General features: G+C 56.1%; 16 protein-coding genes. 11 read left to right on the top strand and 5 right to left on the bottom strand.

From position 1 onward, the window contains the following. Positions 1-62 precede the first annotated feature (62 nt). Positions 63-647: a hypothetical protein gene (locus C7H08_RS10385; RefSeq protein WP_243411431.1), complete on the bottom strand. Its 585-nt coding sequence runs from the start codon at positions 645-647 to the stop codon at positions 63-65. Positions 648-915: 268 nt separating this feature from the next. Here C7H08_RS10385 and C7H08_RS10380 point away from each other — a divergent pair, with 268 nt between their 5' ends. From C7H08_RS10380 to C7H08_RS10370, 3 genes are all read left to right on the top strand, one after another. After that, positions 916-1,239 carry a helix-turn-helix domain-containing protein gene (locus tag C7H08_RS10380; RefSeq protein WP_106671677.1) on the top strand — a complete coding sequence of 108 codons (324 nt, stop codon included), beginning with the start codon at positions 916-918 and terminating at the stop codon, positions 1,237-1,239. A 316-nt stretch (positions 1,240-1,555) separates the two neighbouring features. Then, positions 1,556-1,795 carry a type II toxin-antitoxin system ParD family antitoxin gene (locus C7H08_RS10375; protein ID WP_106672072.1) on the top strand — a complete coding sequence of 80 codons (240 nt, stop codon included), beginning with the start codon at positions 1,556-1,558 and terminating at the stop codon, positions 1,793-1,795. Continuing rightward, the gene (locus tag C7H08_RS10370; protein WP_106671676.1) at positions 1,795-2,091 is read left to right on the top strand and encodes a type II toxin-antitoxin system RelE/ParE family toxin; all 297 of its coding nucleotides are present in this window, start codon (positions 1,795-1,797) and stop codon (positions 2,089-2,091) included. Before C7H08_RS10375 ends, C7H08_RS10370 begins: the two co-directional genes overlap by 1 nt. A gap of 351 nt (positions 2,092-2,442) precedes the next feature. Here the strand turns inward: C7H08_RS10370 and ppnP are convergent, their stop codons facing one another. After that, on the bottom strand, positions 2,443-2,724 hold the full coding sequence (gene ppnP, locus C7H08_RS10360) for a pyrimidine/purine nucleoside phosphorylase (protein ID WP_106671674.1): 282 nt from the start codon (positions 2,722-2,724) through the stop codon (positions 2,443-2,445). A 160-nt stretch (positions 2,725-2,884) separates the two neighbouring features. Here ppnP and C7H08_RS10355 point away from each other — a divergent pair, with 160 nt between their 5' ends. After that, entirely contained in the window at positions 2,885-3,328 is a 444-nt protein-coding gene (locus tag C7H08_RS10355; RefSeq protein WP_106671673.1) for a pilin, read from the top strand. 28 nt (positions 3,329-3,356) lie between these two features. On the opposite strand, the gene C7H08_RS10350 is transcribed toward C7H08_RS10355, so the two are convergent. Beyond that, positions 3,357-3,743 (bottom strand): glutaredoxin family protein, encoded by a 387-nt coding sequence (locus C7H08_RS10350; RefSeq protein ID WP_106671672.1) that lies wholly within the window; start codon positions 3,741-3,743, stop codon positions 3,357-3,359. 508 nt (positions 3,744-4,251) lie between these two features. Beyond that, the gene (locus tag C7H08_RS10345; protein WP_106671671.1) at positions 4,252-4,593 is read right to left on the bottom strand and encodes a hypothetical protein; all 342 of its coding nucleotides are present in this window, start codon (positions 4,591-4,593) and stop codon (positions 4,252-4,254) included. 151 nt (positions 4,594-4,744) lie between these two features. Between C7H08_RS10345 and C7H08_RS10340 the strand changes: the two genes are divergently transcribed. Continuing rightward, positions 4,745-6,106 carry an MBL fold metallo-hydrolase RNA specificity domain-containing protein gene (locus C7H08_RS10340; RefSeq protein ID WP_106671670.1) on the top strand — a complete coding sequence of 454 codons (1,362 nt, stop codon included), beginning with the start codon at positions 4,745-4,747 and terminating at the stop codon, positions 6,104-6,106. Between the two features lie 61 nt (positions 6,107-6,167). Here the strand turns inward: C7H08_RS10340 and C7H08_RS10335 are convergent, their stop codons facing one another. After that, a complete protein-coding gene (locus C7H08_RS10335) occupies positions 6,168-6,818 on the bottom strand; it encodes a transposase (protein WP_227663103.1) in 651 nt (216 codons plus the stop codon). 166 nt (positions 6,819-6,984) lie between these two features. Here C7H08_RS10335 and cysQ point away from each other — a divergent pair, with 166 nt between their 5' ends. The 6 genes from cysQ (at position 6,985) to C7H08_RS10305 (ending at position 16,615) form a co-directional block, all read left to right on the top strand. Continuing rightward, on the top strand, positions 6,985-7,752 hold the full coding sequence (cysQ, locus tag C7H08_RS10330) for a 3'(2'),5'-bisphosphate nucleotidase CysQ (protein WP_106671668.1): 768 nt from the start codon (positions 6,985-6,987) through the stop codon (positions 7,750-7,752). 159 nt (positions 7,753-7,911) lie between these two features. After that, positions 7,912-8,397, top strand: coding sequence for a transcription/translation regulatory transformer protein RfaH (gene rfaH / locus C7H08_RS10325; protein WP_106671667.1), 486 nt, complete (start codon positions 7,912-7,914; stop codon positions 8,395-8,397). A gap of 179 nt (positions 8,398-8,576) precedes the next feature. Next, complete coding sequence (locus tag C7H08_RS10320; protein WP_106671666.1) at positions 8,577-9,854, top strand: GGDEF domain-containing protein; 1,278 nt, start codon at positions 8,577-8,579, stop codon at positions 9,852-9,854. 242 nt (positions 9,855-10,096) lie between these two features. Next, positions 10,097-13,210 (top strand): hypothetical protein, encoded by a 3,114-nt coding sequence (locus C7H08_RS10315; protein WP_106671665.1) that lies wholly within the window; start codon positions 10,097-10,099, stop codon positions 13,208-13,210. Positions 13,211-13,313: 103 nt separating this feature from the next. After that, on the top strand, positions 13,314-15,218 hold the full coding sequence (locus C7H08_RS10310) for a DUF1302 domain-containing protein (protein ID WP_106671664.1): 1,905 nt from the start codon (positions 13,314-13,316) through the stop codon (positions 15,216-15,218). Between the two features lie 32 nt (positions 15,219-15,250). Further along, complete coding sequence (locus C7H08_RS10305; protein WP_106671663.1) at positions 15,251-16,615, top strand: DUF1329 domain-containing protein; 1,365 nt, start codon at positions 15,251-15,253, stop codon at positions 16,613-16,615. Positions 16,616-16,675: the final 60 nt, after the last annotated feature.

Here is a 16,675-nt window from a genome sequence, read left to right as displayed (position 1 = left end):
AAGCGAGCGACGTTCTCGGCGGACGCGCCGATAGTCTGATTTGAGAAAGAAGGGGAGGTAGCCTAAGCCGCTTGTCGTCGCCGTCCAGGATTCCGGTAGTCTTGATAGCTATCTTCAAAGGCGGTTGCCCGGTGGCACCACCGTTCCGGGTCCAGATTCAACCGTTTCAGAATCGGCAGCGCCTTCTCACCAATAGCGCCCCGTTTGTCACTCCGGCTGATCCGCCCGGTGCACTCATCTTCCCGGTTGGCCTGCCTCGCAATCGGCTCGTTCAGGCATTTCATAAACCAGCTTAAATCCGCCAACCGCAGCCTGAAGGTTTCTGCGTACTCCTCCACTCGCCGAAACTCGGCCGCACACAACTCATCACCCCGATGGTACCGCTGTACCAGTGGTGGCCCTTTATAGAGGCTGCACCAGCGCGCCAGCACCTCATCTATGCTCCACGGTTCCACGTCATCCGGGCTTAGCTTCACCACCAGGTGGTAGTGGTTCGACATCACCGCATAAGCGGCAACATCTACCGCGAACACAGATGCCAGCAACCGGATCCGCTCTTCAATCCATCCTCGCCGGTGCTCGTAACTGCGCCCGGTGGCGCGATCTTGCCCGCACAGGAAGGTGCGGCGCACGCAGCGTGAGATCACGTGGTAGAAGGGGGTATCTGAAACGCTGACCAGTTTTGCTCTGGCTTTGGGTATGGTGGGTCCTTGTCTTCCGTGACTGTTGACATGGTCACATCATGCATCAATAATTTTAAGCTGTATATATGTACAGTATCTTGTTGCCGGATATAACTGGCTTACAAGTGTTATTGGTTTCGGTGTTCCACTCAGTGGTATGGTTTGCGTATGATAAGGATCTTCAGAACGAAAACGTTTTATCGATGGATGCGGAAAAACGGAGAGATTACTTATGGCAACCACTGAGAGAGACAACCGGCTGTTGAATGAAATTCGAGAAACGGCATTGGACCTCCATGCCGTTGGGCTAATAGGTAAACGGCGACTCGGCGAATACGAAGAGCTGTGTCGCACTGACAGTAGAGAGCTCCCGCCGGAAGAAATCCGGAATATTCGCAGCCAGACCCGTATGAGTCAGGCTGTGTTTGCTGCCATTCTTAACGTGAGTGTTTCAACCGTTCAGAAGTGGGAGACGGGTGAGAAAAAGCCTGCCGGAGCATCGCTGAAATTGTTGAACCTTGTGAGAAGAAAGGGCATCGAGATTTTACATTTATAACTCCCATCAACCGCCAAAAGAGTCATGCAATCGTGCATGGGTGCAATCGTGGACAGGCACTGGCCTGCATTGAGCTTCCTGATGGGACTCATCTGGCCATTCCGCTGTAAAAGCATGGGCAATGGTAGTTGAATGGAGAGGTACTAACCTGCCAGTAGGATTCTCGCGGTTGGATCATGTGGTGTTCGACGACCAAAACCCTCTTATGGACAGGCACGAGCCTAACCAATGGACAGGCACGAGCCTAACCATGGATTGCATTGTTATGCTACCTAGACCAAAATATACCAATTATTGGTACTGTCGAGGTGGCGCCATGCAGAAGAACACTAGCATCACTCTAGGCCAACATTTTGATACGTTCATTGCAGAACAGCTCAAAAATGGCCGATACAGCTCTACCAGCGAGGTCGTTCGTGCCGCATTGCGCTTGCTTGAAGAGTCTGAAACACGCCTGACTAGAATTCGTAAACTACTCAAGGAAGGCGAGGACAGTGGTTTCGAAGAGTACTCCTATGACTCGTTTATTCGTGAATTGGACAACGAAGAACGCTGATGACAAGTTTCAAACTTTCCAGGAAGGCCAAAGCTGACCTCAAATCTATTGCCCTATACACGGAGCGTGAATGGGGCCGGGATCAACGAAACCACTATATTCTTCAGTTCGATCAATGCTTTCACCTTCTGGGTGAGAATCCAAATCTGGGGCAAGCCTGCGATGAGATAAGTCCAGGCTACCGGCAGTACCCTCAGGGAAGCCACATCATATTCTATCGGCTAGCCACCGACGATGTTGTTGAGATTATCCGCATCCTACACAAACGCATGCTGCCTGAGGTGCATCTGATTTAGTAAACTATCAGGGACAGGCAGCAGTATGATCACTCAACAAACTACCCAAACCAAGCCCGAAGCACGGCAATCAGGCAAACCATAACGATCAAACAGCCAGAAACATACGCCAAAAAAACGACCGGGCGTTGCCGGAAATAGACCGGCTGCGAGGACCATGGGGTGAGCTTCCCCGTTATCAGTGAGGCTACGCTGACAACGCCCAGTGTCAGAACAAACAAAGCCATGATGATCATGGACAACTGTCTCCCGCTGTTCCGGGTATTATAGCTCCGCCCCGGGGTGGCTGTAGGGCAGAGTTCCATCGGGAAATCGCTGTTCAATCAGTTGGATGCTCTGCCCCCGGTGCTGTTATTCGTAGGTGCAGAAGTAAGCGGTATCCATGTCTGCCTTGGCCTTAAAGCTGGCATTAGCCTCAACTTCAAACGCGTCGCCAGCCCCGTAACGAACCCAGCTTTCGCTGCCCGGCAGCTGAACGGTCAATGCGCCACTGACAACCGTCATGACTTCTTTTTTGCTGGTGCCGAACTCGTACTCGCCTGGGCTGATTACGCCTAGGGTGGCAGGCAGGGCTTCACCCTGAAAGGCGATAGATTTCACTTTACCATCGAAGTATTCGTTTACATTCAACATGGTTATAACTCGCTAAAAAAGGGTGCTCTACTATACGGCAAAATCCGTTAGCGGAGGATCAGAATCTACTCGGGCTTTTATGAAAGGCGTGTATGAACTGGTGCTAACCTGGCCCCAAATTTGCTGCGACTTGTTCAATCAATCGACAAGAGCAGCAGCAATGCCAAACCCCAACAAAGGTTTCACCCTGATAGAGCTGATGATCGTGGTTGCCATTATCGGCATTTTGGCGGCCGTTGCTATCCCTCTGTACCAAAGCCATATCGCAAAATCCCAGATAAATCGTGCTGTTGGCGAGTTGGCGGCTTACCGTGCATCCTTCGAATCAAACTTGACCGGTTCAGCGACCATCAACAATCAAGTGCTGGGTTATGTGCCGTCAACAATGACTAATGGTAACTCTGCCACCGAAATCGCCACCGTTAACGCTGACGGATCTGGTCAGTTACAAGTGACCATGGGGGGCAATGCTCACCCAAATGTGTCCGGCACCATCATCCGCCACGAGCGCACGGCCGCCGGTACCTGGTCTTGCGTGATAGACAGATCAGCCGCAGCAAACTGGCAAGCCAGTTACAACCCTGGCAATTGTACTATTCTTTGATCAGAACGACTGGCTCGAAAAGGGCCGCTCAACCAAACTGCTGATTCAACCAACCCTTGATCTCATCAGTCTCATACATCCATTGCTCTTCACCCTGGTCATTGGTGATCAGCAGGCAGGGCACTTTAACGTTGCCGCCTCCAGCCAGCAGCGCCTCGCGGTGTTTCGGGTCGTGTTGCGCATCACGCAGCTCGATATTCAGCCCCAGCCGGGCCATTTCCTTGCGCACTTTGATGCAGAACGGGCAGGCGCGGAACTGATAGAGCGCCAGCTTGGCGGTTGCTTCATCGACAGCAGCTTGCTGCTCGGGTGGGCGGCTGATCGCTTTGGGCGTGCTGAGTTTCTCCGAAAGCAGCATAAAGGGGGTCAGAACCAGCCGCAGCAGGCGGAAAAAAGCACGGATAATCGTTCGCATAATAAAAACCTAAGCTGTTTAGAAAGGAGCGGGTCTGCAAAAAACAGGGCGGCAAGGATACCACGGCTGAAAATTTGGGGTCAGACCCCAAGACATTTCACCCGGCCAAATGTTCTGGGGTCTGACCCCAAAGTTAACTTTCCAGCTGCGGCCCTCAAAAGCGATAGCTTAATCCCAGCACGCCATAGTGCGCCCAGGGGCGTAAAGCAGGCTGACGGAATGTTTTTCAGATAGCTGGTAAGCCAGGTGCACCCGTAAATATGGGTCGGCTACCTGGCCTGTCAGTTTCAGGGGATCAAAGCGATCCCCCGTGCTGTCGTTGGGAATCTGAACATCGTTGCGGGAAAACCAAACTGGTCCGGTTTCGACCGTCAGCGTCCAATCCCTCGTTTCTGCGAAAACGGGTGCTGAGTAGGCTGTGTACATCGCCAGCGCCGAGCCGTAGTGCAGCTAACGCGTCATAATTGGATAATTCCTCTGCCAGAATTTTGGGCAGCCCCATAACACCCTACCAAACCCACCGCAAAGGCACAGGTACGCTGACCTTGGCCGGCGCTTCCCGCACCCGCTCGGCAATGGCGGGTGATCCATACTCCTCAGCACACTGATACAAAGAGCGAATATGCTCCGCCCGGCGCTTGTCATCCACGTCGCGATGGTTCGAAATACACCGCTCGAAATACCGATCCATCTGCGCCTGACGCTCCGGGTCGTCCCCGGCCCACGCCTGCAGGCTTTCAAGGCGCGCCACATCCACAGCGATGCCATAGCGATGCAGTTGAACCATCAGCACCATGGCCAGTATAAACGCCACGGCAAGTGTTGAATAAAAGGTGCTTTTAAAGGTCATAAGCGAGCCCGCCACTGAAATTTCGCGCAGTATAACGAATTTGGGGTCAGACCCCCGGACATTTCGCCCTCTCAAATGTCTTGGGGTCTGACCCCGTTACATTTTTACGCTAAGCTGAGACCATCATTCGCCAGACAAGGATTACACGTCTATGAAACTTCGCTTTCTCGGTGGCACAGGCACTGTGACCGGTTCCCGTTACCTGCTATCTGATGACAATCACCGTTTACTGGTGGATTGCGGTATGTATCAGGGGGTGAAAACCCTGCGGCGGCGGAACTGGGCGACGTTTCCGGTAGACCCTTCCAGCATCAACGCGGTGGTGCTCACCCATGCCCACATCGACCATTCCGGCTATTTGCCGGCGCTGGTAAAGAACGGCTTCAAAGGCAAAATCTACTGCACCAAGGCCACCCATGAACTGTGCAAGGTGCTGCTGCCAGATGCCGGCTTTCTGCAGGAAGAAGACGCCAAATACGCCTTCCGCAAAAAGTTCTCCAAGCACGAGAAACCGGAGCCCCTGTTTACCGTTAAAGACGCCCGGGAAGCACTGAAGCACTTCGAATCCCTGCATTACCACGAAACCTTCGAGCCGGTACCAGGCTTTGAAGTCAGCTTCACGCCGGCGGGGCACATTCTCGGTTCATCCTGTGTGCATGTGCATCACAAAGGTGCAGACCGCACCGTGGTATTCACCGGCGATGTAGGCAGGCAAAACGACATGATCATGCGCCCGCCGGAGCCGCTGCAGCACGCCGATGTCCTGGTGTGCGAATCCACCTACGGCGACCGCCTCCACAGCGAAACCGACCCGGAAACCGAGCTGGCCGACATCATCACCAAAACCGCCGGCCGTGGCGGCATCACCCTGATGCCCGCGTTCGCCGTTGGCCGGGCGCAGATGCTGCTGTACGTGATTCATAAGCTCATGGGGCAGGGCAGAATCCCCAAGCTGCCGGTGTTCCTGAACAGTCCCATGGCGATCAAAGCCACTGAGATCTTCATCAAGCACCACAAAGAGCACAAGCTGAATCACGCTCAGTGCGAGCTGATTGATGACAAAACCCAGTTCGTGCGCACGGTGGATGAGTCCATCGAGCTGGACGCCGTGCGCTACCCCTGCGTGATCGTCTCTGCCAGTGGCATGGCTTCCGGCGGCCGGGTGTTGCACCACCTGAAAACCCTGTTGCCGAACCCGCGCAACAGCGTGGTCTTCGCCGGCTTCCAGGCCCCGGGTACCCGGGGTGATGCCCTGGTTAACGGTGCCGAATCCGTCAAGATCCACGGCGAGTACTGGCCGGTAAAAGCCGATGTCCACAACATGCACTCCATGAGCGCCCACGGCGACTACAACGAAATCCTCGCCTGGCTGGAACAGGGCAATCTCAAGCCCGAAAAAGTCTACGTCACCCACGGCGAAGTGCTCGCCAGCGACACCATGCGCAAACGCATCACCGAAAAATTCGGCTGGGACGCCGAAGTGCCAGAACTCTTCCAGGAAGTCGAAATCTGAAATTGGGGTCAGACCCCCCGGACATTTCGCACCATCAAATGTCCTGGGGTCTGACCCCAAATCAACTTTGTCCGAATCTAGCTATCATCTGCTCCTGAAACTCCTCAGACCCCAGCGCCTTCCCCGAAATCGCCGCATAACGAATCTGATCATCCATGCCCTCAGGCGCGGGGCTCGCGACAAACGAGCGATAGCTAACAAAGCGCCTAGCCGGATCTGGCTGAAAACTCAGGTAACAATCGTGCGGTGTATGCAGTTTGGAGCGCATGCCATAAGCATGGCAGTTGTAACTGGACCATTGATAATCCCCGGCGTAATCCACCATTCCCGCCTTTACCGGGTTCAACTCGATGTAGCGCTGGCACTGCAAAAAATACTGCTCCGTATCCACCAGGCAAGACTTGAACCGCCCCTCCCAGAGCGTGCCGGATCGGTCATGTTTATAGTTGTAATACTGGGCATAGTGCTGACCCACGGCCTTCATGAAGTCAGAGAGAGACGTGTCAGAGTGAGGCGTAATCAGCAGGTGCGTGTGATTGTCCATCAGCACCCAGGCGTGAATATCCACCTCAAACTTGCGCAGGTAGCGCGAAAGAAACATGGCATAGGTGGCGCGATCGGCCAAATCCTGAAAACAAACCTGCCGGTTATTACCCCGCTGAATCACATGCTGGGGCATCCCGGCCGGACAAATCCGTAGTCGGCGGGGCATCTCACATTCCTTGTGACGTTATTTTTGAGCCGAGTAATCTGCCTCAGCCGATCAAAAAATTCAAGTTGGGGTCAGACCCCAAGACATTTCGCCCGACCAAATGTCCGGGGGTCTGACCCCAAAGTTTGTTACTATTACCGCAGAATCGGCCGAGCAGGATGCGACTATGTATTACAGTTCTATACTCCCAGATATCATCAGGTTGGCGGATGAGGCCAGCGAGAAAGTGCTGCACATCTACCAGTCTGATTTCAAAGTGAACTACAAAGAAGACCAGTCCCCGATCACCGCAGCTGACATGGCCAGCCACGACATCATCGTCAAAGGCTTGCGCCGCATCAGCCGGGATATTCCGATCCTTTCGGAGGAGGGCGCGCAAGCCTCCTGGGAGGAGCGCAAACACTGGCGCCGGTTCTGGTTGATCGACCCCATCGACGGCACCAAGGATTTCACCCAGCGCACTGGCGAGTTCACCGTCAACATCGCCATGATTGAAGACGGAGAGCCGGTACTGGGCGTGGTCACCGCGCCGGCGTTGAAAGAAGCCTTCTGGGGCATCAAAGGTGAGGGCGCCCACATGCGCGATCGTACCGGCCGCACCCACCGCATCCGTGTGGCGGAGCCTCGGGAAAGCCTGCGTGTAGTGGCCAGTAAAAATCATCTGAATGACGAAACCCGCGCCTTCATCGACACCCTCGGCCCCCATGAAATGGTTCAGGCCGGCAGCTCCCTGAAACTATGCCGCATCGCTGAAGGTCACGCCGACATCTACCCCCGCATGGGCCCTACCTGTGAGTGGGACACCGCCGCCGCCCACGCCGTGCTCCTGGCTGCGGGTGGCAAGGTGCAGACCCTAGACGGCGAACCACTAACGTACGGCAAGGAAGATGTGTTAAATCCGTTTTTTATTGCCGCGGGTAACTGGTACTTTTAGGCGGCCGGCAGATGGTCGCTGGCAGATGGGTGGGTCTGACCCCAGGGGGTCAGACCCCTTTGTAGCCGTCGAGTTTTGAATTTGGGGTCAGACCCCAAGACATTTCGCCTCACCAAATGTTCTGGGGTCTGACCCCAAATTGGCAAAGATGGATCTTTCATGACCTGGTACGCACTTCAACACAAGCCCGCGCAAGGTGATCGCGCGGTTCAGCATTTGCAGAATCAGGAGATTGCCTGCTTCTACCCGAAAATCGAGGTGGAGAAGATCAAGGCCGGTAAGCGCACCAGGAAACTGGAGGCGCTGTTTCCTGGCTACATCTTCATCAACCTGACCCAAACCGACCCCATGTGGGGCAAGCTGCGCTCGACCCGTGGTGTGATGCGGGTGGTCAGCTTTGCCAACAAGCCGGCGGCGATTGCAGATGAGGTAATCGACCACATCAGGGCGAGCATGGATAAAGTGGCAGAGCAGGGCGGTATCAAGCCCGGTGAACCGGTTGAGCTGGACGACGGCCCGTTCAAGGGGCTGAGTGCGATCTTTCAGGCCTACGATGGCGAGGAGCGCGCCATTGTGCTGGTCAGCTTCATGCAGCGGCAACAAACCGTCAAAGTGGCGCTGTCGTCGGTCAGGGCCGACCGTTAAACCAGCCACCCCTATCCTGTGCACTACTCCTCATTTTCACACTTCGTTTTCTAACATTACATAAACCATACTGAACAAGAGGTGGCGCTAAAGGCAGCATGGTTTGAGGATATGTTGCCGGACAACTTTTTGGGACGGGTGCCCGGAAGGCTGTCGTGATCAAAGGATGGTGATGTCGCTTGACCGAATATCTGGATCAGCCTTTCAGTGTGTTGATCGGGCTGTTGGCTTTGGTGCTTCTGGCCGGGATGGCCGTGGTTATCGCCAGGCTGAAATCCGATATCAACAAACTGGAGCTGGCGTCAAACCGCCAGTTGAAGCGGCTCAGTGCCCGGCTTTCGGAGCTCAGCAGCGATTGTGATGAGCTGTCCACCGCCATTGAACGCCTGCCGCGGCGTGCCGCACTGGTTGATCACAGCAACAGCGCCGTGCGTGCCATCTCACGGGAGCTCGCCGAGCAGGAAACCCGCATTATAAAATCGATTCTCAACGAGGGTGATCTGCTCAAAGGGCTGGCAAAAGCGTTTGAGCTTTTACAGGCCGATGCCGGCTCCGCGTTGTGGGTTGCCTACAGCGTGTCGGTGCTTGATCAGAACCGAAATGTGCTCAAGCTTGCCTGGCACCGGGGGGTGAATGAGCCATTATCGACACACCTCCATGAAGTAAAACTCCTGCACGGAACCCTACCCCACGCCACTGCCGCGCTGCTGGGCGAGGATGTTCAGGTGTCGGCAGGCACCGCTGATAAATCCGCAGATAAGCGCCAGGCACACGATTTGCCCACCGGCGTGCAGGTCTGGCATTCGTATCCGATCAAGAAAATCGACGGCGATGTCCTGGGCACCTTCGATCTCCTGCGCTTCCATGAGGGAATTCCCTTGCCGGATGACGACCGGATCGCAAACTACCTGTTTGTGATCTCGATCATCGTTGAACGCCACAGCTACCTTTCCGGATTGCTCAGCCAGGCCAGAACCGACCGGCTAACCGGCATCAACAACCGGGGCCATGCCGAGGAGTCTCTGATCAAAGAGATCGGGCGGTCGCAGCGCTACCGTAACCCGCTGTCGGTGATCCTGTTCGACATCGATCATTTCAAATCCTTCAACGATACCTACGGCCACGATGTGGGCGATCTGGTGTTGCAGGAAGTGGCCAGGCTTGCGGCCAATGCTATCCGCGCCACGGATGTCATTGGCCGGTGGGGAGGCGAAGAGTTCCTGATTATTCTTTCGGAAACCGGGGCTGAGAGCGCCATGGTTGTGGCGGAAAACGTTCGCAAGGCGGTGGAGTCGGCCCGGTTTGATTTTGCCCAATCCGTAACCATCAGTGCGGGTGTTTCGGAGTTTGTCGGCCGGGACACCTCGCAAACCCTCGTGAAACGTGCCGACGATGCCTTGTACAAGGCAAAAGAGGCCGGTCGTAACCGCATATTTGCTCACCCAGGCGCCTGCTGACCACGTAACGCCGCTAACCCGCCCTTCGAATGCCGGCAAATTCTGCCCCTGTATCAAGCGCTAAACTTTTGAAAGTACGGCATAACATACCCTATTAGATGTTTGGTGTGCCGTTAATTCCGTCATTTTCGGCCATAAAAGTTGGAATACAATATATTATGCGATATTATTGAAGATAAGGCAGGGCGCTATGCAGCTGGCTCTGCCAAAAATACAAAAATAAGTTTTGGGAGATGGTAACGATGACTGGTAATCAAAGCAGAGCACTCATCACCGTCCTGGCCGCGAGCACCGCCCTGACCGGGTGCCTCGAAAGCGGCGGGAAAACGAACAAAAACGCCAACCCGGTTTACGAGATAGACAACCCGAATATCATCGCCGAGGGCACGCGGCCGATCTTTCGCCCGCTCGACACGGCCTTCCCGCTGCCCAGCGACCCGTTGTTTTTCCTCAACCCCGAACGGGACGGCACCATGCTCAATGGCACCGATCCGGCTAACCCGGTCACCACCGGGCTGGGGTTTGTCGACGGCAACTCCATCCTTGCGCCATTCGACATCAAGATCAGCGACAGCCTGGACCCGAACCAGACACTGGATGCCCGGAATTTCGTAGAAATTGACGGCGAGGTGGTCCCCAATCCGGACCAGAATATCTACGTTCTGGAAATCGAGTTTCCGTCGGGCGACAGCGTGTTCCAGCAACCCCGTGAAGTGGGCGGCCTGGTCGCGGCGGACCAATACCGCCTGGCCAAACGCCTGGAAGCCGAGGGCGACACCGCCGGGGCGGAAGCCATCTATCAAGGCTTGTTGGAAGAACGCTTCCGGGTTGAAATCATTACCGTCGACGCCAACGGCCCGGCCGAGGCTGCCGGAGGTTCCCAGAACAACGCCATACGACTGCTGCCCATCCAGCCGTTGAAGCCGAAAACCAAATACGCGGTAGCGATTGGCAACAAGATTGTTGATAAGGATGGCAAGCCGCTGGTTAAAGAAAACCGCTTTGAAACGGCCTCCAACCCGGACTTCGTGATCAGTAACCCGGCACTGCAATCGTTTCGCGATGTGATGGCGCCGGCTCGCAACTGGACCAACGATTTCTTCAACTTTAAACGGGAGCAGGGCGGTAATTCGGCGGAAGTATCCTCCTACGACGACATCACCTTTGCCATCAGCTTCACCACCACGGCCGTGGAAGATGTGCTGTTGGCGAACGCCGCGCCGGCAGCCTGGTTCCGGCAGAAGCTGTTGATTGACCAGAAACAACAGGTTTTGGATCAGGTGGTCTCGGGTGCTCTGAACTTCAGCAATCAAACGCTTGAGGCGTTTTCCGACCAGGATCAGCAGATCAACCAGCGCCTGTTTGAACTGCTGACAGACCAGACTTATCGCCTGTTCAACGATGAGCTGGCCACCATTCTGACCGACGCCAATGACAACGGCATTCAGCTGCGCTACACCGATTTGGTGATGTCCGAGAGAGACGATCGGCAGCTGGCATTTACCCTGCAGGCCACGGCGGCCCAAGCCGTCGAGGAAGTAGTTGATGTTTCGGGCAGGGCTGCCGAGCTGGCCGACCAGGTTGCCCAGGTTGCCGATCTTCCACGTGCACACAATCCGGAATCTGGCGAACCTTCGCCGGTCCGTTTCTTTAGCCAGAAAGACGGGGGCGAGGTCAATCCGGCCCTGGAGCAAGTGGCGATTGATCTGTTGATCACGGATGTACGGGTCAACGTGCGGGTGTATGAGGGCGAAATCAGCTTGCCGTACTATCAGCCGTTGCCTGAGGGCACAGATGGTTCCCCGCTTCAAAGTGGCTCCTGGTTGCCTGCGGACTTCAGCGACAATCCGGATCTGCCGCAGGCAGCCTCAGACCGAGTCAGCTATCGGTTCCCGTTTGCCCAAAAGCAGGGTGATACAAAAGTCCCCATCGTCGTCACGGCACCGGATTCGAACCCGCTGTTCGGTACGGGCCCGGCCGATGGCTACCCAGTGATAATCTACCAGCACGCAGCGACACAGGATCGCTCAGCCATTCTCCCAATGGCCACCGCCGCGGGGTTGTTGTGCCTGTCAGACAACGCGACACCGACCAACAACGCCGACTGTTTTATCACCGTGGGCATCGACCTGCCCCTGAACGGTGCCTTTGGCGAGGCGGCAACCAGCGCCAACGGCGGCATGGTTGATATCAGCCAACAGCCGGGCGCTTCTGCCGACGCCACTGAGCGCCACTTCGGCTTTACCGCTGGCCCAGACATGCAGGCCATACCGGGTGATCAGGTAGAGAATCCGGAATCCGGCAGCCTGTTCCTGAACTTCACCAACTTCGCCAACACCCGTGACAACATGCGCCAGAGCGCACTTGATCTGCTGCAGGTGAATGCTCTGTTACCCGCCATTGAGCAAGCCATTAATAGCTGCAGTGAGTGTGATGACGGCCTGAACATGAATACCGATAGGGTGTATTTCATCAGCCATTCTCTGAGTGGTATGGGGGGCGTACCCTTTCCGGTCATCAACAACCTGGCCGCCCAGGACAATCCAGACCTGAACCCCGTTCTGGCGTCGGTGTTGTTCAATACCGGTGGCCAGTTCAGCCGGCTGGCGGAGAACTCCCGCGAGACGGTAGCGCCGGTGCTGCTGCCGACTCTTGATGCGGCCTCTGAAGGCCTGTTGGCTCAGGGCAGAACCGAACTGAACATCTATTTCAACGTGTTCCAGGCACTTCTGGACTCCACCGATCCGGTCGCCTTCGCACCGTTGTTTGAGAAATCGGACAACAGTGCGACCTTGCTTACCTCCATTGTTGGTCTGGAAGGCGACGCCGATCGGCCCTCGGATGGCACTATCCCGAATGCCGCAGACGCCGAACTCTACGACCAGGGGCCTCTGGAGCTGGTTACAGACGCAGGCTTCCAGATCAGCAGCCAGCCTGCTCCGCTGGCTGGAACCGATCCGCTGGCGCGTTTCATGGGCGCGGTTGATACCGGCAGCGACCAGAACGACGGTAATCGCCCGGTGATCACCCGCTATCTGGAAGGCTCCCATGGCAACCCGGTTTCCGCTGGCCAGAAAGCCGCCGACCCCTTCAGTTCCAGCGCGGTGTTTGACGAAATGGCCGGCCAGATGGTTGCGCTGTTCCGTAGCAAAACCGTCTCTGGGGCGTCGTTCACGGTTGGGGTAACCAACACCTGTGTTGTGCAAGGTGTCGGTAGCGCCCCGGGAGATGCCGCCTGTGATGATCAGACCGACGCCGGCCGGGATCCTTCAGCGACAGAGGAAAGCGAAGAAGACGGTGGCGGACTGCTGGATAGCGGTCTTGGCGGTTTCCTTGGTGGCTTGATCGGGCTCTGATCGCGAGCGCCACATGCAATCGAACAAACCTCTTTTTCCAAACCGGCTAAAAGTCACCCCGGCTAACAGGCTGCCGGGGTGACCCAGACACTGGAGCAGTAACATGACAACAACAAAATACAGCATATTCAAAACCAGGAATTCGGGCCTGGCGGCCGCAATCTCCGCATTGATTGCCTCGCCCGCCGCAGCTATCGATTTCAACTTTTACGGTATTGATGCATCGTTCAGCACCACGCTGACAGCCGGCATTGCCGTGCGGGTTTCAGATCAGGACCCAGACCTGATCTCCCAGGGCAATCTGGGGCCGGAATTTGCCTTCAGCGACACCGGCGCCTCCTCCAACAACTTCGATGATGGCAACCTGAACTTTAAAAAAGGTGATCCTTACTCCCAGATACTGCGGGGCCGTTCTGAGCTATTCCTCGACTACCGTCCCAACAGTGACTACCTGACCAGGATTGGTACGCTGGTTCGCGGAACCTATTACTACGACTTCGAACTCAAAGATAACAAGCGTGCGGTTGACCCCGTTGACCAACGCCGGGAGCTTAATCCTGAGGCAAAAGACAACGCGGCCGGTGCCGACCTGCTCGACGCCTATATCTTTACCGACTGGTACGCCGGCAATACGCCAATCTCGGCGCGGGTTGGCCGCCAGGTTGTCAGCTGGGGCGAAAGCACCTTTATCCTCGGGGGCATCAACTCTATCAACCCGATCGATGCCGGTGCATTCAGAACCCCGGGTGCGGAATTGAAAGACGTACTGCTGCCGGTCAACATGGTGTACACCTCTGTAGGCCTCACCCCTGAGCTCACTTTGGAAGCCTACCTCCAGCTGGAGTGGGAGCCGTTCAAGGTAGATGATTGTGGTACTTACTTCTCGACGGCTGACGTTGCCTCGGATGGGTGTGGCCCGGTTCTTCTGGCCGGTCAGGTGCCGGATGCTCAGGCATTGGAAGAAGGCTTTTTTGCACCTCGAGAGGGTGATGTAGAGCCCGGCGATAAAGACCAGTTCGGGGTTGCGCTGCGCTGGTATGTGCCAGCGATAGATTCAGAACTTGGGTTCTACTACCTGCGTTACCACAGCCGTTTGCCGTTTATCAGCGGTATTGTTGCCAACCCGGAAGCGCCGGAAATGAACCAGATCAATGATCCTGATCTGCCGTTCTCACGCTTTCCGAGCTACTACATCGATTACCCCAAAGGCATCGAGCTGTATGGGGTCAGCATCAACACCACGCTCCCGACCGGTACCTCGTTTGGCGCCGAATACAGCTTCCGTCCCAACCAGCCCATTCAGTGGAACACGTTTGAACTGATCTATGGCGGGATACAGCAGCGAGGCCCCGATGGCCAGGTGGTCAGTAAGCTGGAGCAACGTGTTCAGGCCAGCGATCCGGGCCTCAACTATGCCGGCAAACCTGTGGATGGCTTCGATCGCTACGATGTCTCCCAGGCCCAGGCCACCTTTATTCACTTTATCGATCGTGTGTTCGGAGCAGATCGCTTTATCGCCATTGGCGAAGTAGGCGCCACTTACGTCCACAACCTGCCGGACAAAAGTGAAGCCCGCTATGGCCGCTCCGGGTTGTTCGGCGTCGGCCCGGTGCCCCTGGACGGTGAATCCTTCACCGGTGACCTGTGCCGCGAAGGCCCGGGCGATGAGACCACCCGCCTGAACATCAATCCCACCAACTGTGGCAGTGGCGGCATCACCACATCCTTCTCCTGGGGCTATCGGGCTCTGTTCGCGCTGGATTATTCCAACGCCTTCGCCGGCATCAACCTGATGCCCAAGCTGTTCTTTACCCACGATGTGAAAGGCTACGCGCCAGACCCCGGCGGCAACTTCAAGGAAGGCAACAAATCCGTGAGTTTCGGGCTGGATGCCAATTACCAGAACCGCTATTCCGGCTCGATCAGCTACACCCATTTCTTTGGTGGCAAATACAACGAAATCTCTGACCGCGATTTCATCGCCGCCAGCATTTCCTACGCATTCTGATTATGACGACGACAAAAACAGGAGTCCTGACTATGAGAACCCATAAAAAACACCTGATTGCCGGCGCCATTGCGCTCTCGCTGTTCGGGGCCTCGCCGGCGATGGCGGCGGTGTCTGCGGCCGAGGCAGCAAAGCTGGGTAACGAACTGACCCCCATCGGCGCCGAAAGAGCCGGCAACGGTGGCGCGATTCCCGCCTGGGATGGCGGCTTGCTGAATCCTGGCGTCAATCAGCCCCAGCAGGGTATATACCCAGACCCTTTCGCCGATGATGAAATCAAGTTCGTTATTGACCAGAGCAACGTGGATGAACACGCCGACAAGCTGTCTCCCGGACAAGTGGCGACGATCAATACCTACAGTTCTTTCTACATTCCGGTCTATGAAACCCGCCGGACGACCACCTATCCTGAGGCGTTTCTGAACCAGGCCAAAGAGAACGCCACCACCGTATCGCTCACCGCAGACGGTAACGGTTTGCAGAACTACGAAAAAGGGGTGCCTTTCCCGATCCCGCAAAAGGGTGTGGAGGTTATCTTCAACCACATCACCCGTTATCGAGGTGGTTCCATCATTCGTAACGTGGCCCAGGTAACGCCCCAGGGCAACGGTGATTTCAGCCCGGTCAAATTTACCGAACACCTGACCGACCGTGTTGAACTGGCAGACTACAAACCGGGCATGGACGACAACGTGCTGTTCTACTTCAAGCAGGTGATCACAGCTCCGTCCCGCCTGGCCGGTAACGTGCTGCTGGTGCACGAAACACTGGACCAGGTGAAAGAAGGCCGCCGGGCCTGGTTGTACAACTCCGGCCAGCGCCGCGTGCGCCGTGCACCCCAGGTGGCCTATGACGGCCCGGGTACCGCAGCGGATGGTCAGCGTACGTCCGACAACCTGGACCTCTACAACGGTGCACCAGACCGCTACGACTGGGAACTGGTCGGCAAAAAGGAAATGTACATTCCCTACAACTCCTATCGCCTGTCGGCCCGGGACCTGAGCTACAAAGACATCATCATGCCGGGCCACATCAACCCGGAGCATACCCGATACGAGCTGCACCGGGTCTGGCATGTACGCGCCACCTTGAAAGACGGCGAGCGTCATATTTATGGCCAGCGGGACTTCTTCGTGGATGAAGATTCCTGGCAGATCTCCGTGGTGGATCACTACGATGGCCGTGGCGACCTGTGGCGTGTGGCTGAGGCGCACCATATCCAGGGTTACGACATCAATGTGCCGTCCTACGCGGCGGAAACCCTGTACGACCTGATGTCGGGTCGCTACCTGGTCATGGGCCTGACCAACGAAGAAAGCGATCCCTACACCTTCGGTGTGTCGGCTCGGTCCAACGACTTTACCCCTGCCGCGCTGCGCCGTGCCGGTGTTCGGTAACATCAGCACTCACTAGAGTAATTCCTGCCCGCCCCGTTCGGGGCGGGCGACCCTCCTTTA

The sequence above is a fragment of the Marinobacter halophilus genome (assembly GCF_003007685.1).
In the GTDB taxonomy this organism is placed as follows: domain Bacteria; phylum Pseudomonadota; class Gammaproteobacteria; order Pseudomonadales; family Oleiphilaceae; genus Marinobacter; species Marinobacter halophilus.
The sequence above is the reverse complement of the archived record's forward strand: the minus strand, read 5'-3'. Positions and strand labels throughout refer to the sequence as shown.

Excerpts from the sequence above, each read along its gene's own strand:
- C7H08_RS10380 (WP_106671677.1), top strand. The coding sequence starts at position 916 with ATGGCAACCACTGAGAGAGACAACCGGCTGTTGAATGAAATTCGAGAA.
- rfaH (WP_106671667.1), top strand. The coding sequence starts at position 7,912 with ATGACCTGGTACGCACTTCAACACAAGCCCGCGCAAGGTGATCGCGCG.
- cysQ (WP_106671668.1), top strand. The coding sequence starts at position 6,985 with ATGTATTACAGTTCTATACTCCCAGATATCATCAGGTTGGCGGATGAG.
- C7H08_RS10375 (WP_106672072.1), top strand. The coding sequence starts at position 1,556 with ATGCAGAAGAACACTAGCATCACTCTAGGCCAACATTTTGATACGTTC.
- C7H08_RS10370 (WP_106671676.1), top strand. The coding sequence starts at position 1,795 with ATGACAAGTTTCAAACTTTCCAGGAAGGCCAAAGCTGACCTCAAATCT.
- C7H08_RS10355 (WP_106671673.1), top strand. The coding sequence starts at position 2,885 with ATGCCAAACCCCAACAAAGGTTTCACCCTGATAGAGCTGATGATCGTG.
- C7H08_RS10350 (WP_106671672.1), bottom strand. The coding sequence starts at position 3,743 with ATGCGAACGATTATCCGTGCTTTTTTCCGCCTGCTGCGGCTGGTTCTG.
- C7H08_RS10335 (WP_227663103.1), bottom strand. The coding sequence starts at position 6,818 with ATGCCCCGCCGACTACGGATTTGTCCGGCCGGGATGCCCCAGCATGTG.
- C7H08_RS10305 (WP_106671663.1), top strand. The coding sequence starts at position 15,251 with ATGAGAACCCATAAAAAACACCTGATTGCCGGCGCCATTGCGCTCTCG.
- C7H08_RS10315 (WP_106671665.1), top strand. The coding sequence starts at position 10,097 with ATGACTGGTAATCAAAGCAGAGCACTCATCACCGTCCTGGCCGCGAGC.
- C7H08_RS10310 (WP_106671664.1), top strand. The coding sequence starts at position 13,314 with ATGACAACAACAAAATACAGCATATTCAAAACCAGGAATTCGGGCCTG.
- C7H08_RS10340 (WP_106671670.1), top strand. The coding sequence starts at position 4,745 with ATGAAACTTCGCTTTCTCGGTGGCACAGGCACTGTGACCGGTTCCCGT.
- C7H08_RS10345 (WP_106671671.1), bottom strand. The coding sequence starts at position 4,593 with ATGACCTTTAAAAGCACCTTTTATTCAACACTTGCCGTGGCGTTTATA.
- ppnP (WP_106671674.1), bottom strand. The coding sequence starts at position 2,724 with ATGTTGAATGTAAACGAATACTTCGATGGTAAAGTGAAATCTATCGCC.